The organism is Ruegeria spongiae (assembly GCF_023502395.1).
GTDB lineage: Bacteria > Pseudomonadota > Alphaproteobacteria > Rhodobacterales > Rhodobacteraceae > Ruegeria_C > Ruegeria_C spongiae.
Genome location: NZ_JAMFMB010000001.1, coordinates 127,410 through 144,916, shown reverse-complemented (window position 1 = coordinate 144,916; position 17,507 = coordinate 127,410). Strand labels below are relative to the sequence as shown.

The following is a 17,507-nucleotide window of genomic DNA, read 5'->3' as shown; positions in this document are numbered from 1 at the left end:
GCACATGCGGGGCGGACAATGCCGCAAAAAGCTGACCATTTCCTGCTGATCTGCACGACCTGCACCGCTGGCCGGTCTGCCATCTCCCTGCGTGAGGCGTTGACGAACCGGCTGCCCGAGGGTTTTGCAATCCGCTCTGTCGACTGTATGGCGGGCTGCGACCATCCAGGAACGGTCGGGTTTCAGGCACCTAACAAGGCGCAGTACCTGTTCGGCGACATTCGGACCGCGCAAGACGTCGAGGCGTTGGCAGAATTTGCCGACCAGTACTTTCAAAGCCCGGATGGCTGGACCCGAGCCACCGAGCGACCGCACCTGTTGCTGACGAAAACCCTGTCGCGGATGCCCCGGATCACGCAAGAGGTGCCGACATGACACCCACCCCCTTTCTGAAAGCCAGAGACCTGGAGTTTTATGCGCAGAACGGTGACGCCCTGTTGCAGGGTGTGTCCTTCGAGGTGAACGAGGGCGCCATTCTGGCGATTGCTGGTCCCAATGGCGCAGGCAAAACCACCCTGCTGAACCTGCTTTGCGGGGCAGAGGCGCTGGCGTTGGGGGATGTGTCGATCAATGAGCGCAGTCTGAAAGACCTTTCAGCCAAAGAGCGCGCGCGGATGATCGCCGTGGTCAGTCAGCAAGAACTGCCGGATGGGCGTTTGGCGCTGCGGGATTACATCGCTTTGGGGCAGATTCCGATCCGCGCGGATCGCTCGTCCGAGGACCATGCCAGAGAACTGAGCCGAATACTTGACCTGACGGGTCTGAGCGCAATGGCCGACAAGCGGAAGGCTCAGCTTTCCGGGGGTGAGCGTCAGCGGGCTCATATCGCGCGGGCGCTGGCGCAGAACCCATCGCTGTTGTTTCTCGACGAACCGACCAACCATCTGGACCCGGATGCCAAGGGGCGGATGCTGTCGCTGGTCGCTGAGCTTGGCATCACCGTGGTCATGATCGTCCATGATCTGGTGATGATCCCCGAATTCGCCACCCATGTCGCGCTGATGAAATCCACCCGGTTGACCGGTTTTGGCCCGGTGGCCGACGTGCTGACGCCTGAACGGGTGCGCGAAACATTTGGCGTTGATTACCTGAGCTTTCCCCATGAAGGCCGGGTAATTCCAGCGTTGGATATCCGAAGAACCACATTCTCCACCCAAATGAAGGGGCATTCCTAAATGAAACACATCTGGTCCGTGGCGCTGGTCTCAGCCATGGCAAGCAGCGCCGCCACCGCCCATGAGGTGACGGTCGACAATTGCGGCAAACCTCTGGTGTTTGAAACCCAGCCCGAGCGGCTGGTTGTTCATGACATGAACATGACCGATATGGCCTTCGCGCTTGGCCTGCAGGACAAGATCGTCGGCCTGACCGGCATTACCGGTTGGTACAAGACGAGCCCTGAATTCGAGACGCTGCGCGGTGACATCCCCGAGCTTGCGCCGAAATACCCGACGGTTGAAAATCTGGTCGCGGCTGAACCCGACCTGTTCTTCGCGGGCTGGTATTATGGCATGAAGCCGGGCGGCGACGTGACGCCGGATACGTTGAAACCGTTTGGCATCAAGACCATGATCCTGACGGAAAGCTGCGTCCATCTGGACAAGGACCGCCCCGAGGCCAGCATGGACCTGCTGTTCGACGACGTTCTGCGACTGGGCAAGGTCATGCATGTCGAGGACAAGGCCGAGGCGCTGGTTTCTAGCTGGAAAGAACAACTGTCTACAATCCGCACGCAGACCGCTGATCTGGCAAAACCCCGTGTTTTCCTGCTGGACGGCCCGGCGGACGCACCCTTTACGGCAGGCAAGTTCGCAATCCCGGACGCGATGATTGCGGCGGCTGGGGGCGAGAATGTCACCCATGGGATGGACACAAGCTGGGGCCGGACGTCCTGGGAGGCGGTTGCGGCGGCAAATCCGGAATTTCTGGTCCTGCTGGATTATCAGACCGGCAATGGCGCGGCGGATACCTTCAAATTCCTGCAGGAACACCCCGTGATGTCGCAAACCGATGCCGTGAAGAACCAACGCTGGATCGGCTTGCGCTACGAAGAGCTGACACCGGGGCCCGCGAATATCGACGCGATCTCGAAAATGGCGCGGGCCATGCATCCGGATCTCAACTGATATGGGCCGATTGGGCCTGACACTGTTGCTGGGGGCGGTCGTTCTGGCCGCCCTTTTGCTGATTTCGACCATTTATGGCACGACATCCATTCCCCTGTCCGACACCGTGACGGCGATTCTGCTGGGAACCGGGCTGGTCGAGGGCGAGATGTCTGCGATGCACCGCATCGTCTTTGACCTGCGCTTGCCCCGCGCATTGTTTGCCGCTGTAATCGGCGCGGGCTTGGGCCTTGTCGGTGTGGTTCTGCAAACCACAACGCGCAACGATCTGGCCGACCCGTTCCTGTTTGGTCTGTCGTCAGGCGCCGCGGCAGGGGCCGTGTTCGTCATCACCGTGACCGGCGACATTCTGGGTTTCTGGACTTTGCCGCTGGCAGCTTTTTGCGGCGGGCTTGTGGCGTCAGGCATTGTGCTGGCGCTGGTCCACGGCTTGCGCACCAGCGCGCCGGAAAAGCTGATCCTTGCGGGGCTTGCAGTTTCCTTCCTGTTTTCGGCCATCACCAATTATCTGATCTTCGCGGGCGACAGCCGCGCGGCGCATTCCGTCATCTTCTGGATGCTGGGCGGCTTGGGTCTGGCCCGGTGGGAGACTTTCCCGCTTGTCTGCGCCGGATTGTTGCTGATCCTGAGCTATTCTCTGTACCGAAACCGCTGGCTGGACGCGCTCCTGACCGGAGACCTGACCGCCGCAACTCTGGGCGTTCCGGTGCAGGGCCTGAGGTTCAGCATGTTCTTCGCATCGGCTCTTGCAACGGCCGTATTTGTCTCGGTCGCCGGCGTCATCGGCTTTGTCGGCCTGATGGTCCCCCATATCGCGCGCGGGATCGCGGGGCCGCTGCACAGCCAGCTTTTGCCAACAGCCGCATTGGTGGGCGCGGCCTTGCTGACCGGCTCGGACATCCTCAGCAGACTGCTTCTGGCACCGCAGGAACTGCCCGTCGGGATCGTCACCACCTCGATCGGTTCAGCCTTCGTCTTCTTGCTGTTGTTCCGAACGGTGAGAACCCGCAATTAGAACGCGCGTGCCATGCCAGAAAGGCCAGCGTTTCGTCCCGATCCGCACAGCACACCTTTGGCCGACATCACCTGCAAGCCTCAAAGCCCATAGAGTGCGCCGAATTTGCTCTCAAGGTAGTTCAGCAGCGGTTCAGGCGATGGCTCCATCCCGCTGGCCCGCTTGATCACATCGCGTGGTGCATAAAGCCCGCCAAAGCGTTGCAGGGCGTCGCGCAACCAGGCCGTCGCGCCCGAGGTGTCTCCGGCAGCAAGTTGCGCATCCAGATCGGGAACCGCGCGGCGCAGCGCCTCATAAAGACACCCGGCATAGACATTGCCCAGGCTGTAGGTCGGGAAATACCCAAACAGGCCAACCGACCAATGCACATCCTGCAGACAGCCGTTTGAGGGCCGGTCCACCGCATAGCCGAAATCATCCTCGAACCGGTCATTCCAGGCGGCTTCCAGATCGCGGACCTGCAGGTCGCCCTGCATCAGGGCGCGCTCCAGATCAAAGCGCAGCATGATGTGCAGGTTATACTGCACCTCATCCGCCTCGGTGCGGATATGGCCGTTATGGACGCGGTTGGCGGCGGCGTAAAACGCATCTGCATCCGCGATCCCAAAACCCCCGAACGTGTCGCGCATCTGCCCGAAAAGCCAGCCGGTGAAGGCGCGCGAGCGGCCAATCTGGTTCTCGTAGATCCGGCTCTGGCTTTCATGCACGCCCATGGATGCGCCCTGCCCCAGCGGCGTCAGCAGATAGGCGGAGTCGATATTCTGTTCATAGGTGGCGTGGCCGACCTCGTGAATGGTCGAGTAGAAGCAGTTGAACGGGTCGGTCAGGCTGGTGCGCGTGGTGATGCGGACATCATTGCCGGAGCCCGAGCTGAACGGGTGCACCGCCTTGTCCAACCTGCCCCGATCCAGATCGTAGCCGAAGGTGCGCGCCAGAAGATGGGTCAGTTCCATCTGCTTGGCCTCGTCAAATTCGCCCTCCAGCCCTGCGGACATGGGTTGCGCCAGCAGCCGGGCGCGCAGATCGACCAGCCGGGGCCGCATCGCTTCAAAGATTGCACCGATCTGAGCCGCGGTCGTATGCGGCTCATAATCCTCGATCATGGCGTCATAGACATCACCGCCCGAGGCCAGCGCCGCACCTTCTTCGCGTTTGAGCGCGACCACCTCCTCCAGCACCGGCAGAAAAGCCGCCACATCTTCATCAGCGCGGGCCTGTGCCCATGTGCCCTGTGCCTCGGACGTGACCCGGGCGATGCGTTTGGCCAGATCGGCGGGGACCTTCATCGTGCGATCATAGGCGCGGCGAATCTCGCGCAGCTGTGCCGCACCCGCCTGATCCGGGGCCTCGGCGCCGGCCAGCCAATCGCCCACACGCGGGTCCGAGCGGCGGGCGTGCAGCACCGCCTCGATCGCCGCCATTTCCTCACCCCGCTGGCTGGCGGCGCCACGCGGCATCACGGTTTCCTGATCCCAGCCCAAACGGCCCGCGATCATCGACAGGGCCGTTGTCTCGCGCTGATAGGCCATCAACTCGTCATAGGCGGTCATGGTCATATTCCCCGGACAGAGGTGGAAATGGGATAGGCGCTGAGGAACCGCGCCCGCAGGATCAGCACCCAGACCAGCACCGCCATCAATTGATGCAGAATGGCGATCTGCCAGGGCGCGGCATAGATCACGGTAATGACGCCCAGAACCACCTGCAGCATCAGCCCGGCCAGCACCGCATTGAAGGCAAAGCGGGTTTGCGGATGGGCGCTGGACCGGCCGCGCCGCCAGACAACGATGACAAAGATCAGCAGCAGATAACCCGCCGCGCGATGAATCCACTGCACCAGTCCCGGGCTTTCAAAGAAGTTCCGCCAAATCGGCTCCAGCACTGTGGCATCCGGCGGCAGCACCTGCCCGCCCATCAGCGGCCAGTCGGTATAGGACCGCCCGGCATCGATCCCCGCAACCAGCGCACCCAGCAGGATTTGCAGAAAGGCGAAGTGCATCAACCCGGTCGAGAGCGAGAAGAGCTTTGCCTCTTTTGTTCGCCGCGCCTGCATCAACGCGCGCTCTTCGCGGCCCAGCAGCAGGATGTACCAGCCCAGAAACCCGAGGATCACAAAGGCCAGCCCCAGATGTAGCGCCAGCCGGTAACTGGCAACCGCGATCATCCCCTCGCCCTGCGTCACGCCCGAGGCGACCATCCACCAGCCGACACCGCCTTGCAGAGCCCCCAGCGCACCGGGAATGATCAGACGACCAGTCCAGCCAGTCGGGATTTTCCGCAAGAGCAGAAAGCCCAGGAACCCGACGGCCCAGACCAGACCGATGATCCGGCCCAGCTGCCTGTGGCCCCATTCCCACCAGTAGATCTCCTTGAAATCCGGCAATTCCATCCACTGGTTCTGGATGCGCCACTGGTCGATCTGTTTGTATTTGTCGAACTCGGCCTGCCATTCGACCTCGGACATGGGCGGGACGGCTCCGGTGACGGGACGCCATTCGGTGATCGACAACCCGCTATCGGTCAGCCGGGTCAGCCCGCCCACCACGATCATCGCCACAACCAGCGCAAACAGCACCATTAGCCAGGCGCGGATACCGCCCCGCGCGCCGCCGCGCCCGCGATCGATCATGCCGGGTTGCACGGCCTCTTGCTTGTTGTCGTCCGAGACCTCTTCGAAGATGCTGCGCTTTCCGCTCATCTCGCCCTCATTTTCCATGTCTGGCCGCACGCTAGGATGCCGGGACGGGAAGGTCCAGCGTCACTCACCGCCGCGTTCCTTCCAACGCACCATCTGGCGCATGATCCCATGCAGCATCTGCACATCGGCGCGTGTCATCCGCATCCGCGACCACAGATTGCGCAGGTTCAGCTTCATGTTCGCCGCCTTTGCAGGCGGATAGAAGAACCCGGCCTCCTCCAGCCGTTCCTCGTAATGCTCGACCAGCTTCTCGACCTCTTGCCCGGTCGCCCAGTCGCCCTTGCCCAAATCGGTGCTCTCATGCACCACATCGCCCACCCGGCGCATCCATTCGTAAGCCACCAGCAACACACATTGCCCGAGATTGAGCGAGGCGTATTCCGGGTTCACCGGCACCGAGATGATGGCATTGGCCTTGGCGATATCCTCATTTTCCAACCCGGCCCGTTCCGGCCCGAAGAGCACGGCGATCTTTTCCCCCGCCGCGATCTTCTCAGCGGCCAGTTGCATCGCGGCCTCGGGGCTCATCACCGGCTTGGTCAACCCCCGCTGCCGTGCCGTGGTGGCAAACACGAAGGTGCAATCCGACAGCGCGTCGGGCAGATCGTCACAAAGCTGTGCCTCGTCCAGCAACCGCCCCGCGCCCGAGGACATCGCCACCGCCTTGGGGTTCGGCCAGCCATCGCGCGGGGCGACAATGCGCAACCGGTCCAGCCCGAAATTCCACATCGCCCGCGCCGCCGCACCGATATTCTCGCCCATCTGCGGGCGCACAAGCACAAAGGCGGGCTGGGGGTTTTCGCTGGGCATGTCACACTCCTGCAAGGCCGCGCCCGCTCTAAAGCGCCAGCGCGGGTTACGCAAGCTGGCATCGGCGTTTCATCCTGAAGGCCGCAGCTTGCCCGGCAGCGCGCCTTTGATATTCCCATCGCACCCGCAATCCAGTAAACGGCCCGAAACCAAGACCTGAAGGACCGCCATCATGGACAGCCCCGAGCAGCCGCAGATCTACCTGATCACCCCGCCCGAGATCGACCCGCAGCAGTTTCCTGATCAACTGGCGCGGGTTCTTGACGAGGCCGAGATCGCCTGCATCCGGCTGGCCTTGTCCAGTGCTGACGAAGACCATGTCGCCCGCAGCGCCGATGCGCTGCGCGAGGTGGCCCATGCCCGCGATGTCGCGCTGGTGATCTCGGATCACGTGTTGCTGGCGCAGCGGCTGGGGCTGGACGGCGTGCATCTCAGCGATGCCGCACGCTCGGTCCGCGCGGCCCGCAAAGAGCTTGGTGCCGACGCCATCGTCGGCAGCTTTTGTGGTGTTTCGCGCCATGACGGCATGTCCGCAGGCGAGGCCGGCGCCGATTATGTCAGTTTCGGCCCGCTCGGCGCGACCGCTCTGGGTGATGGCGCCTTTGCCGAACCGGACCTGTTCCAGTGGTGGTCCGAAATGATCGAAGTGCCCGTCGTGGCCGAGGGCCGCCTGACCGAGGATCTGGTCCGCCAGCTTGCCTCTCAGACCGATTTCTTTGGCATCGGTCAGGAGATCTGGGAGGGTGAGGACCCGCTGGCCAATCTGCAACAGCTTGTCGCTGCAATGGGTTGATCCTAGGTCAGATAAACCCGCTCGACAAACCAGTAGGCCCCTATTCCGGCGATCACCAGCGAGGCCGGGATAGCGATCCGGCCGCGATACCAGCTGCGGTCGCGAAACCACAGACCGACCGTCAGGAATGCGATGGCGATCACTGTCAGCTGTCCGATCTCGACCCCGATATTGAACCCGACCAACGCCGGGATGAACTGAGCCGCAGGCAACCCGTATTCGCCCAGAACCGTGGCAAAACCCAGCCCGTGCAGCAATCCAAAGCCGAACACCACCACGACCCGCCACGGGTATAGACGCCGCACAAAGATATTCTCAAGCGCCACAAACACGATCGACAGCGCGATCAGCGGCTCGACGATCTCGGGCCGCACCTGCACCACACCCAACGTCCCCAATGCCAGTGTCAGCGTATGGGCGAGCGTGAAGGCACTGATCTGCCAGACCAGCGGGCGCAGGCGCGGGCTGAGAAAGAACAGCCCCAGCACAAACAGGATGTGGTCGATCCCATAGGGCAGGATATGTTCGAACCCGATGGGAACATAGGCCTGAAACGTCGCCATAGGCCCCAGCGCTGCCCCACCCGCAAGGGCAATCGCGGGACTGGTCTCGCCACCTTTCAGATAACCGGTGTAAGGGTCCTTGACCCCCTGTTGACGCAACACCAGATCGCCCGCTCCACCGGGCCATGTCATCCGGAATTCACGCGCCGCTGCGGGCACTCCCCCGGCAAACAGCAGATGCGAGGCGCGCGGCAGATCGGTGTCTCCGATCACCGGGATGCGCACCCCTTCAAAGGACAGGTCCACCGGCCCGCCCACATCCACAGCCAGCGTTTCGATCCAGCCGATCGCAAAATCGCGCACCAGCGGTTCAAGTTCCGCAGACCCCATGGCGCGGTAGCTGTCATAGTTGGTTGAAAGCTCCGACTCGTCCGTGTCGCTCATCCCGTCCAGATCGATCCCGGCCAGAAACGCCTCGACATTCAGACGGAATTCCATGGTCAGCTGACCCTCGCTGACCGAGAAATCGGCGATGCTCGGCGTCACCTCATGGGCCAGAGCGGGTGCGCACAAACACCAGAGACTTGACAGCAGCACCCACAGGCGCAGCCTGAGGTGCATCGCGTGAAAGGTCCCTGCCATGTCCCGCCGCCCCCTGCTCGCCCTTGTTTCGGCTTGTGCCTTTGCCCTGCCGGGCCTTGCGCATGAGTTTTGGATCGAACCGTTGAAGTTTCAAGTCGAAACCGACACTGAACTGACGGCGCAACTGCGGGTGGGGCAGAAACTCTATGGCACGCCGCAGGCCTATTTCCCCAATCGCATCGCCCGGTTCGAGCTGCGGTATGGCGGCAACGCATTGCCTTATGAGGGTCGTCTTGGCGACATTCCGGCGCTGAGCACGCAGCCCGAACGGGACGGTCTTGTGGTCATCCTGCACCAGACCGCGCCCGACACGCTCGACTACAAGGACTGGCAGACATTTCAGGATTTTGCCGATCACAAGGACTTTCCCGGCATCCGCGAACAGCATCTGGCGCGCGGCCTGCCTTTGGACGGGTTCCATGAGGTTTATACCCGTTTTGCCAAATCGCTGGTCGCAGTCGGCACCGGCAAGGGTGCTGACACGCGCAGCGGGATGGAGACCGAATTCGTCGCCCTGACCAATCCCTATTCCGATCCACGCGCCGATGGCGTTGCCGTGCAGCTTTATTATCAGGGCCAGCCGCAACCGGATGCACAGGTCGAGATTTTCGACAGGGCCCCCGATGGCGCCGTGCAGATCTCGCTGACCCGCACCGATGCGCACGGGCGCGCTGTGATCCCGGTGACATCCGGTCACAGCTACCTGCTGGATGCTGTCCGGCTGCGTCCCTATGACGGGCCCGAGGGTGCGGTCTGGGAAAGCCTGTGGGCGTCGCTGACATTCGCGGTGCCCTGAGCGGCGGCGGCCCTTGCGCAGCAATCGATTTCTGGGCATGAGAGCAGACATGACGCAGCAGACGGATATTCTTTGTATCGGCTCGGTTCTGTGGGATGTGATCGGGCGCTCGGCCAGTCACATGCGGCAGGGATCGGACGTGCCCGGACGCATCACCCGCCTGCCTGGCGGTGTGGCGATGAATATCGCAATGACGCTGGTCCGGTTCGGCATGACACCGGCCCTGCTGACCACGATCGGACGCGACGCCGAAGGCGATGAGTTGATCAGCACATGCGCGCGCATGGGCATGGAAACCGCCCATATCTACCGCTCCGAAGACCTGCCGACAGATCGCTACATGGCGGTCGAGGGCGCAAATGGTCTGATCGCCGCCATTGCCGACGCCCATTCGCTGGAAGCGGCGGGCGCGAAAATCCTGCGCCCGATGGAAGATGGCGCCTTGGGGTCGCGCGAGGCTCCCTATGACGGGTTGGTTGCGCTCGACGGCAACCTGACGCTTTCTCTGCTGGAAGAAATCGCAAAGAACCCGGCTTTTGCACGCGCCGATCTGCGCGTGGCCCCGGCCTCGCCCGGCAAGGCCGAGCGGCTGCTGCCGTTCCTGCAAAACGCTCGCGCCACGCTGTATGTCAATCTCGAAGAGGCGGGGCTGCTGTGTCAGACCGAATTCCCCGATTCCGCCACCGCCGCGCAAGGCTTGCTGGGTCGTGGCGCGCTGCGGGTGCTGGTGACCGATGGCGGTAAGTCCGCGACCGAGGCTGATGCCAGCGGCGCAATCACCCAGACCCCGCCCGCAGTGCTGGTCACTCGCGTGACCGGTGCTGGCGACACGTTCATGGCCGCACATATCGCGGCCGAGGCTACAGGTGCGGGCCGCGCAGCCGCGCTCAACCGCGCACTGCTCGCCGCCGCGACTTATGTTTCAGGAGAGACCCCGCTGTGATCGACATCCGACATTCCTCCGAGGTCGCCGCCGCGCGCGCCTCTGGCAAACCCGTTGTGGCGCTGGAAAGCACCATCATCACCCATGGCATGCCCTATCCGCAGAATATCGAGGTGGCCGCGCAGGTCGAACAGGATATCCGCGACGCCGGGGCCGTCCCCGCCACCATCGCAGTGCTCGAAGGGCAATTGCATGTGGGGCTCGAGGCCGAGGCGCTGCAGGCGCTGGGCCAGTCGCAGGGCGTGGCAAAGCTGTCGCGCGCCGATATGGCGGCCTGCATCGCCACCGGAGGCACCGGTGCCACCACGGTTGCCGCCACCATGATCGCCGCCCACCGCGTCGGGATTGAGGTCTTTGCGACCGGCGGCATTGGCGGTGTCCACAAAGGGGCCGAGACCACATTCGACATCTCCGCCGATCTCAACGAGTTGGCGCAAACGCCGGTCACTGTTGTTGCGGCGGGGGCCAAGGCGATCCTCGACCTGGCCAAAACGCTGGAGGTTCTGGAAACCCTCGGCGTGCCGGTGATCGCGCATGGGCAGAACGCGTTCCCGGCCTTCTGGTCCGTAGAGTCGCCTCTCAAGGCACCATTGCGCATGGATGATGCCGCCACAATCGCCCGCGCCCATGCCACCCGCGCCGCGCTCGGCCTGCCGGGCGGGCAGCTGGTCGCCAACCCGATCCCGCTCCAGGATCAGATCCCGGCCAAAGAACTGGCCCCGATCATTGCCCAGTGCCAGGCCGATGCCGACGCCCATGGAATCACCGGCAAGGCGGTGACGCCCTATCTGCTGCAGCGCATATTCGAACGCACCGGGGGCCGGTCGCTGACCGCCAATATCGCATTGGTCCGCAACAATGCCCGTCTGGCGGCAAAAATCGCCCGGTCTCTGTCGGAAATCACCGGCTGAGCCCACCGAAACCGTTCTGCGCCATTGTTACCGCGATCAGAAAGACTTAACTAACCTGCGGGTTGGACGGAACAAAAATGAACACACCATTTGACGAGGAACCACAGAAACGCCCCGGTCTGCTGGCTGGGCTGCGCGCGTCCTTTCTGACCGGCATCGTCGTGATCGCACCGGTCGGGCTGACAATCTGGCTGATCTGGAGTGTGGTCGGCTGGATCGACGGCGTGGTTCTGCCACTGGTGCCCGGCACGATCAGCCCCGAGCAATATATCGGCATCAATCTGCGCGGTGTCGGCGTCATCATCTTCCTGGTCTTCACGGTCTTTGTGGGCTGGATCGCCAAGGGCCTTATCGGTCGCTCGCTGATCCAGATCGCCGAAAGCATGGTGGACCGGATGCCGGTGGTGCGGTCGGTCTATTCCGGCATCAAACAAATCTCGGAAACGGTGTTCGCCCAGTCCGAACGCAGCTTCGAAAAAGCCTGCCTGATCCAGTACCCGCGCAGGGGGATCTGGGCCATCGGTTTCGTTTCGATCCCGGCCAAGGGCGAAGTGGCAGAGCGTGCTGAAACCGGCGGCCAGTTGCTGGGCGTCTTCGTGCCCACGACGCCGAACCCGACCTCGGGCTTCCTGCTCTATTTTCCCGCTGAAGACGTGATCATTCTGGACATGAGCGTCGAGGAAGCTGCCAAGCTGGTGATTTCAGCCGGCCTCGTCTACCCCAACGGCAAGGACCCGACCCAGCCACCCGAAGAGTGATCAGCTGAACATCTCGGCCAGATCGACGGTGCTTTGCGCGCCCAGATCGGATTTATGCTGGCTCAGGAAGCGGTCCGCCGCCTCTTGCCCCGCCGTTTTCAGCTTGTGCAGAATTGGCGGTGCGGGCACCATCTTTGTTGCCACCGACAGCTCGTTCATCAACGCGTCATCAGCGATCATGTGCACCAAAACCCGTTTCATGCGCCCCGCCGTGAGCGTCCCGTCGGCCAGCAGGCGCTGGACAAAATTGATCGCCCGCAACTCGCGAAAGAGCGACGAGTTAAAGCTGATCTCATTGATCCGGTTCTGAATCTGTTGCGGTGTGACAGGCAGCTCGTCACGCTCCAGCGGGTTGATGTTGACGATTACCACATCGCCGGGCAAGTCTTCGTGAAACAGCGGAAACAGCGCCGGATTGCCGGTATAGCCGCCATCCCAATAGGCCTCGTCGCGGCCGGTTTTCGGATCGTGGATTTTGACCGCCTGGAACATGCTGGGCAGACAGGCCGAAGCGAGGATCGCATCGGTGCTGATCTCGCCGCCCTTGAACACCCGGATCTTGCCGGAGCGCACGCAGGTGGCGCAGATGAACAGGTCGGGGCCTTCTTCCGCGCAGACGGTCCTGTAGTCAAACCCATCAACAACCCCGCGCAAGGGGTTGGAATAAAACGGACCATAGGCGTAGGGTGAGACCATCCGCGACCAGGTGTCGGCGACAGAGAACGGCAGCGAATATTCGATCGTCCGCGCCAGATGGCCGGGATCAAGCGCTGACATCCAGCCCGAGAGCCGCAGATCGTCCACCGCGCCCATCCGACCCCAGAGCTGATCCAGATTGCGCCGCGCGCCCGTGCGCCCGTCTGCCACCATGCCCGATTTGAACGCCGCGCCATTGAGCGCCCCGGCCGAGGTGCCGGTGATCGCCGCCACCTCCACATCCGGCTCGTCCAGAATGCGGTCCAGCACCCCCCAGGTGAACGCCCCATGCGCGCCACCGCCCTGTAGCGCAAGATTGATCCGTTTCACCCGATCCGCTCCTTCTTCTGTTTGAAAATACCTTGGGGGGTGAGCAGGCTACCCGAAAACTGTCCAGTGGACAGTTTTGCCTGCGAACGGGCGGAGCCCGGGAATGGGCCGCGGGCCCAGAGTGGGCAAGCCCCCTCCTGTCCCCTCAAAGCGCGGTCCAGCCGCCATCGACCGATATCGTGGTGCCGGTGATCTGCGCTGCCGCATCCGAGCACAGGAACACCGTTGTGCCGCCCAGTTGTTCGACCGTTGCGAACTCTTTCGAGGGCTGACGCTCCAGCATCACCTTCTTGACCACCTCATCGCGGCCCATGTCGTATTTTTTCATCGTGTCGGGGATCTGAGCCTCAACCAGCGGGGTCAGCACATAGCCGGGGCAGATCGCGTTTGCCGTGATCGGCTCCTGCGCGGTTTCAAGCGCGACGGTCTTGGTCATGCCCACGACACCGTGCTTAGCGGCGATATAGGCCGATTTGAAGGGTGAGGCGGTCAGCCCGTGGGCCGAGGCGATATTGACCACCCTGCCCCAGCCTGCCGCGCGCATCATCGGCAGGGCGGCAGCGGTGGTGTGAAACGCCGAGCTCATGTTGATGGCGATGATCGCATCCCATTTCTCGACCGGAAACTCATCGATCGGGGCCACATGCTGAATGCCCGCATTGTTCACCAGAATATCGCACGACCCCGCCTGTGCGATCAGATCGCGGCATTCCGCGCCTTGTGACATGTCGGCCTTGATATAGCGCGCCTGCGTGCCGGTCTCTTCGGCGATGTCACGCGCCAGCGCGTGATCCTCGTCGCGATCAGTGAACGAGTTCAGAACCACATCCGCGCCCGCGCGCGCCAACTCCCATGCGATCCCCAATCCAATACCGGAATTCGATCCGGTGATTACGGCGGTCTTTCCCGATAGCGTCATGCCCCATCCTCCTGCGCGGTCTGTCTGCCTGAGGCGCAGCCTGCCATGCTGCAGTTGCAAAGAAAACGGGGAAGTTGCGGTGAATTGCGGCCCGGCTTCGAAAATGCAGGCGGGTCCCCGTGCGGCCTGACAAAATGCCGCAAAATCAAACGACAATTCCAGGCTATGTGAGATTACCAGCCAGGTCCGCCCCGCTGCCGACACGACGAAAAAAAACGCCCGCACGAAGCGGGCGTTAAGTTATTGAGGCAGGTTTCATACAGGCAAGAAACCTATCGAGCAGTGACTCCTTTATAAGCAATTCCGCTGCGGCATCCAAGCTAAAAGTTTGAAAAGACGTGAATCCATCGCTACGCTCAAAGCATAACAAAATAAGGCCAGAGCAGGATTGTTGCTAAAATGCTACAGGATATCGCCCGCCGGATACGCGTGCTAAGTGCCGGAATCGGCCTCATTTTTACGGTACAACTTGCGGATGCAGAATCGACGCATGGCATAGCTATGTATGGTGCCCCCGAACTGCCACCCGATTTTGTGTCGCTCCCTTATGCCAACCCCGATGCTCCCAGGGGCGGACGGGTTGTCTTTGGCAATACCGGCGGCTTCGACAGTCTCAATCCGTTTGTGCAAAAAGGCACCGTTCCGTGGCAGTTGCGTTTCTGGACGCATGAGAGCCTGATGGGCCGTTCCTGGGACGAACCCTTTACGCTTTACGGGGTTCTGGCCGAATCGGTTGAGACTGATCCGGAGCGGACATGGGTCGAATTCACCCTGCGGGACGAGGCCCGATTCTCTGATGGCAACCCGGTCACGGTCGCGGATGTGATCTGGTCCTACCAGACTCTCGGTACCGAGGGGCATCTGCGGTATCGCGGCCTCTGGGGCAAAATCGCCAGCATCGAGGAAACCGGACCGCGCAAGGTACGGATCACCTTCAATGTCGAGGATCGCGAACTGGCCCTGATTGCCGGGATGCGCCCGATCCTGCAGAAAGCGCAGTGGCAGGGCAAGGATTTCGCCGCGGCGCAGTTACAGGATATTCCCATCGGATCGGGCGCTTATGTGATCGACAGCTACGAGGCGGGCCGTTACCTCAATTTCAAACGCAACCCGGACTATTGGGGGGGCGACATCCCGTTCCGGCGCGGCACGATGAATTATGACGAGATGCGGCTGGAGTTCTTTGGCGACCAGACCGTGCTGTTCGAAGCCTTCAAGGCGGGCCAATTGTCAGCGGTGCGCGAGTTCAACGCCGACAAATGGGCGACGCAATACAACTTTCCCGCCGTGCAGCGCGGCGATGTGGTCAAGACTGACATCCCGCATCTGAAACCCTCGGGCATCACCGGTTTTGTGATGAACACCCGCAAACCGCCCTTCGATGACTGGCGCGTGCGCGAGGCGCTGCTGCATGCGTTCAATTTCGAATTCATCAACGACACCATCACCGGCGGCGCGCAGCCGCGCATCACCTCGTATTTCTCGGGCTCCGAGCTTGCGCTGCAGCCGGGTCCAGCCGACGGCCCGGTGCGCGCCCTTCTGGAGCCCTTTGCCGAAGACCTGCTGCCCGGCGCGCTGGAGGGGTATGACCTGCCGCAAAGCGACGGCAGCGAGCGCAACCGTCGCAACATCCGCACGGCCACCGCGCTGTTGGAAGAGGCCGGGTGGAGCGTGGAAAATGGCGTGCTGCAGGACCAGAATGGCACACCGATGCGGTTCAACATCCTGATCAGCCAGGGCGACAAGGAAAGCGAAACCGCGATCGAGATCTTTGCCCGCGCGCTGGAACGGTTGGGCATCGTGATTGCCGCCGAAAAGGTGGATGATGCGCAATTCACCTCGCGCACCAACGCGCTTGATTTCGACATGACCTATTACCGGCGCGCCCTGTCGCTGTCGCCGGGCAACGAACAAAAGCTCTATTGGGGCAGCGAAAACGCCGATACGCCGGGCACGCGCAACCTGATGGGGGTGGCCTCTCCGGCGGTGGATGCGATGATCGAACACATGCTCACCGCAACCTCACGCGAGGATTTCATCGCCGCGACCCGCGCGCTGGACCGTATCCTGACCTCGGGGCGTTATGTGATCCCGTTCTGGAATTTCGACGTCGGGCGCATCGCCCATGTCAAAGAGATGAAATTCCCGCAAGCGCTGCCGATTTATGGCGACGGGCCGCAATACATGCCCGATGTCTGGTGGTATCAGGCCGACTGACGGACCCAGAATCACCGGAGACAGGACGTGACCGCCCGCAAACTTTTCGCCGAGGGTTTCGGCACCGCCTTCCTGCTGATCGGTGTCGTCGGCTCGGGCATCATGGCGCAGACGCTGTCGGACGGGAATGTCGCGCTGGCGCTGCTGGCCAATGCGATTGCCACCGGCTGTATCCTTTTTGCGATCATCACCACGCTCGGTCCGATCTCGGGCGCGCATTTCAACCCTGCCGTCACGCTCGCCTTTGCCCTGCGCGGCGAACATGCGTGGAAGGATGTGGCGCCTTATGTCGTCGTGCAGATTATCGCGGCGATTATCGGTGTCTGGGCGGCGCATCTGATGTTCGATCTGCCGGTGCTGCAAAACTCAACAACCATGCATCGCAGTGGCAGTGGGCAGTGGTTCTCCGAGATCGTCGCCACGCTGGGCTTGCTGTTTGTCATCTTCGGCGGTGTCCGGCACCGGCCCGACGCGGTGCCGCCGCTGGTCGGCTTCTATATCACCGGAGCTTACTGGTTCACCTCGTCCACCAGTTTCGCCAACCCGGCGGTGACCATTGCGCGCGGGTTCACCGACACATTTGCGGGCATTTCACCCGGCCATATCCCGATGTTCATTATCATGCAGATCATCGCCGTTTTCATCGGCCATGTCGTGCTGAACTGGCTCTTTGCCGGGGATGAGACCGAAGACGCCAAAGGCTGACACGGTTCAGGCCAGCGATGTCACCCACAGAATCGTTGCGTCCTCGTCACTGACCGAAACCACGTTATGCCCCATCGTGGCATCGTAATAGGCGCTGTCGCCGCGACGCATTTCGACCGGCTCGTAGAACTCGGTGTATAGCCGGACCACCCCGGTCAGCACATAAAGGAACTCTTCGCCGTCATGGCGCACCCAGCCGTCGAATTCCTCCATCGAGCGGGACCGGACCCGTGCCCGATAGGGCAGCATCTGCTTTTTGGTCAGGGCGCCCGCCAGCAGTTCATGTTCATAGGTCGCGGTGGCATGTTCCGACCCTTCGCCGGATTTTGTCACCGACATGCGCCCGTTCACCTGGCCCTTTTCCGGCTGGGTAAACAGCTGCGGCACCGAGATGCGCAGCCCCACCGCCAGTTTCTTGAGCGCGTCATAGGTGGGCGACATCTGCCCGTTCTCGATCTTGCTGAGCGTCGAGCGGGCCAGCCCGGCCTCGTTGGCCGCCTGTTCCAGCGTCCAGTCCTGCGCCTTGCGCAACTCGCGCACCCGCGCGCCAAGATCCAGCGGCTCCGAGCTTTCCTCGGTCCCGTTTTCGCGGGCAATGCGGATCAGTGATGTGGCGTCCTGCGGTTTCATGGCGCCTGTATAGGA

The 17,507-nt window shown here is 62.3% G+C and carries 18 protein-coding genes; 11 read left to right on the top strand and 7 right to left on the bottom strand.

The window, feature by feature from the left end:
* Positions 1-18 precede the first annotated feature (18 nt).
* From M3P21_RS00730 to M3P21_RS00715, 4 genes are read left to right on the top strand one after another with little or no spacing between them, the layout of a single operon-like run.
* A complete protein-coding gene (locus M3P21_RS00730; RefSeq protein WP_249705989.1) occupies positions 19-375 on the top strand; it encodes a DUF1636 family protein in 357 nt (118 codons plus the stop codon).
* Positions 372-1,175, top strand: a complete 804-nt coding sequence (locus M3P21_RS00725) for an ABC transporter ATP-binding protein (protein ID WP_249705988.1) — start codon at positions 372-374, stop codon at positions 1,173-1,175. Before M3P21_RS00730 ends, M3P21_RS00725 begins: the two co-directional genes overlap by 4 nt.
* Positions 1,176-2,126 carry an ABC transporter substrate-binding protein gene (locus M3P21_RS00720; protein WP_249705987.1) on the top strand — a complete coding sequence of 317 codons (951 nt, stop codon included), beginning with the start codon at positions 1,176-1,178 and terminating at the stop codon, positions 2,124-2,126. It begins immediately after the preceding gene.
* Between the two features lies 1 nt (position 2,127).
* Positions 2,128-3,141 carry a FecCD family ABC transporter permease gene (locus M3P21_RS00715; RefSeq protein ID WP_249705986.1) on the top strand — a complete coding sequence of 338 codons (1,014 nt, stop codon included), beginning with the start codon at positions 2,128-2,130 and terminating at the stop codon, positions 3,139-3,141.
* Between the two features lie 80 nt (positions 3,142-3,221).
* Here M3P21_RS00715 and M3P21_RS00710 read toward each other — a convergent pair whose 3' ends face one another.
* Genes M3P21_RS00710 through M3P21_RS00700 form a run of 3 tightly spaced genes read right to left on the bottom strand, consistent with a single transcriptional unit; the run spans position 3,222 to position 6,649 of the window.
* Positions 3,222-4,691 carry a carboxypeptidase M32 gene (locus M3P21_RS00710; RefSeq protein ID WP_249705985.1) on the bottom strand — a complete coding sequence of 490 codons (1,470 nt, stop codon included), beginning with the start codon at positions 4,689-4,691 and terminating at the stop codon, positions 3,222-3,224.
* Positions 4,692-4,693: 2 nt separating this feature from the next.
* A complete protein-coding gene (gene ctaA, locus M3P21_RS00705) occupies positions 4,694-5,839 on the bottom strand; it encodes a heme A synthase (protein ID WP_249705983.1) in 1,146 nt (381 codons plus the stop codon).
* Between the two features lie 60 nt (positions 5,840-5,899).
* Positions 5,900-6,649, bottom strand: a complete 750-nt coding sequence (locus M3P21_RS00700; protein WP_249705981.1) for an RNA methyltransferase — start codon at positions 6,647-6,649, stop codon at positions 5,900-5,902.
* 172 nt (positions 6,650-6,821) lie between these two features.
* On the opposite strand from M3P21_RS00700, the gene M3P21_RS00695 reads away from it, so the two are divergent.
* Positions 6,822-7,442, top strand: coding sequence for a thiamine phosphate synthase (locus tag M3P21_RS00695; protein ID WP_249705979.1), 621 nt, complete (start codon positions 6,822-6,824; stop codon positions 7,440-7,442).
* A gap of 2 nt (positions 7,443-7,444) precedes the next feature.
* Here the strand turns inward: M3P21_RS00695 and M3P21_RS00690 are convergent, their stop codons facing one another.
* On the bottom strand, positions 7,445-8,587 hold the full coding sequence (locus M3P21_RS00690; RefSeq protein WP_249705977.1) for a HupE/UreJ family protein: 1,143 nt from the start codon (positions 8,585-8,587) through the stop codon (positions 7,445-7,447).
* On the opposite strand from M3P21_RS00690, the gene M3P21_RS00685 reads away from it, so the two are divergent.
* From M3P21_RS00685 to M3P21_RS00670, 4 genes are all read left to right on the top strand, one after another.
* A complete protein-coding gene (locus M3P21_RS00685) occupies positions 8,586-9,383 on the top strand; it encodes a DUF4198 domain-containing protein (RefSeq protein ID WP_249705975.1) in 798 nt (265 codons plus the stop codon). The two genes, M3P21_RS00690 and M3P21_RS00685, sit on opposite strands and share 2 nt — an antisense overlap.
* A gap of 49 nt (positions 9,384-9,432) precedes the next feature.
* Entirely contained in the window at positions 9,433-10,326 is an 894-nt protein-coding gene (locus tag M3P21_RS00680; RefSeq protein WP_249705974.1) for a PfkB family carbohydrate kinase, read from the top strand.
* Positions 10,323-11,237 carry a pseudouridine-5'-phosphate glycosidase gene (locus M3P21_RS00675; RefSeq protein ID WP_249705973.1) on the top strand — a complete coding sequence of 305 codons (915 nt, stop codon included), beginning with the start codon at positions 10,323-10,325 and terminating at the stop codon, positions 11,235-11,237. The genes M3P21_RS00680 and M3P21_RS00675 overlap by 4 nt, the downstream gene beginning before the upstream one ends.
* A 77-nt stretch (positions 11,238-11,314) precedes the next feature.
* Entirely contained in the window at positions 11,315-11,995 is a 681-nt protein-coding gene (locus M3P21_RS00670; protein ID WP_249705972.1) for a DUF502 domain-containing protein, read from the top strand.
* Here M3P21_RS00670 and M3P21_RS00665 read toward each other — a convergent pair whose 3' ends face one another.
* Positions 11,996-13,021 carry a patatin-like phospholipase family protein gene (locus M3P21_RS00665; protein ID WP_249705971.1) on the bottom strand — a complete coding sequence of 342 codons (1,026 nt, stop codon included), beginning with the start codon at positions 13,019-13,021 and terminating at the stop codon, positions 11,996-11,998.
* A 145-nt stretch (positions 13,022-13,166) separates the two neighbouring features.
* Positions 13,167-13,940 (bottom strand): 3-hydroxybutyrate dehydrogenase, encoded by a 774-nt coding sequence (locus M3P21_RS00660; RefSeq protein WP_249705970.1) that lies wholly within the window; start codon positions 13,938-13,940, stop codon positions 13,167-13,169.
* A gap of 399 nt (positions 13,941-14,339) precedes the next feature.
* Between M3P21_RS00660 and M3P21_RS00655 the strand changes: the two genes are divergently transcribed.
* Entirely contained in the window at positions 14,340-16,157 is a 1,818-nt protein-coding gene (locus tag M3P21_RS00655; RefSeq protein WP_373319915.1) for an extracellular solute-binding protein, read from the top strand.
* A 27-nt stretch (positions 16,158-16,184) separates the two neighbouring features.
* Positions 16,185-16,862, top strand: coding sequence for an aquaporin (locus M3P21_RS00650; RefSeq protein WP_249705969.1), 678 nt, complete (start codon positions 16,185-16,187; stop codon positions 16,860-16,862).
* A gap of 6 nt (positions 16,863-16,868) precedes the next feature.
* On the opposite strand, the gene M3P21_RS00645 is transcribed toward M3P21_RS00650, so the two are convergent.
* A complete protein-coding gene (locus tag M3P21_RS00645) occupies positions 16,869-17,492 on the bottom strand; it encodes a helix-turn-helix domain-containing protein (RefSeq protein ID WP_249706331.1) in 624 nt (207 codons plus the stop codon).
* Positions 17,493-17,507 lie beyond the last annotated feature (15 nt).

Excerpts from the sequence above, each read along its gene's own strand:
- M3P21_RS00730 (WP_249705989.1), top strand. The coding sequence starts at position 19 with ATGCCGCAAAAAGCTGACCATTTCCTGCTGATCTGCACGACCTGCACC.
- M3P21_RS00725 (WP_249705988.1), top strand. The coding sequence starts at position 372 with ATGACACCCACCCCCTTTCTGAAAGCCAGAGACCTGGAGTTTTATGCG.
- M3P21_RS00720 (WP_249705987.1), top strand. The coding sequence starts at position 1,176 with ATGAAACACATCTGGTCCGTGGCGCTGGTCTCAGCCATGGCAAGCAGC.
- M3P21_RS00715 (WP_249705986.1), top strand. The coding sequence starts at position 2,128 with ATGGGCCGATTGGGCCTGACACTGTTGCTGGGGGCGGTCGTTCTGGCC.
- M3P21_RS00710 (WP_249705985.1), bottom strand. The coding sequence starts at position 4,691 with ATGACCGCCTATGACGAGTTGATGGCCTATCAGCGCGAGACAACGGCC.
- ctaA (WP_249705983.1), bottom strand. The coding sequence starts at position 5,839 with ATGAGCGGAAAGCGCAGCATCTTCGAAGAGGTCTCGGACGACAACAAG.
- M3P21_RS00700 (WP_249705981.1), bottom strand. The coding sequence starts at position 6,649 with ATGCCCAGCGAAAACCCCCAGCCCGCCTTTGTGCTTGTGCGCCCGCAG.
- M3P21_RS00695 (WP_249705979.1), top strand. The coding sequence starts at position 6,822 with ATGGACAGCCCCGAGCAGCCGCAGATCTACCTGATCACCCCGCCCGAG.
- M3P21_RS00685 (WP_249705975.1), top strand. The coding sequence starts at position 8,586 with ATGTCCCGCCGCCCCCTGCTCGCCCTTGTTTCGGCTTGTGCCTTTGCC.
- M3P21_RS00690 (WP_249705977.1), bottom strand. The coding sequence starts at position 8,587 with ATGGCAGGGACCTTTCACGCGATGCACCTCAGGCTGCGCCTGTGGGTG.
- M3P21_RS00680 (WP_249705974.1), top strand. The coding sequence starts at position 9,433 with ATGACGCAGCAGACGGATATTCTTTGTATCGGCTCGGTTCTGTGGGAT.
- M3P21_RS00670 (WP_249705972.1), top strand. The coding sequence starts at position 11,315 with ATGAACACACCATTTGACGAGGAACCACAGAAACGCCCCGGTCTGCTG.
- M3P21_RS00660 (WP_249705970.1), bottom strand. The coding sequence starts at position 13,940 with ATGACGCTATCGGGAAAGACCGCCGTAATCACCGGATCGAATTCCGGT.
- M3P21_RS00655 (WP_373319915.1), top strand. The coding sequence starts at position 14,340 with ATGCTACAGGATATCGCCCGCCGGATACGCGTGCTAAGTGCCGGAATC.
- M3P21_RS00645 (WP_249706331.1), bottom strand. The coding sequence starts at position 17,492 with ATGAAACCGCAGGACGCCACATCACTGATCCGCATTGCCCGCGAAAAC.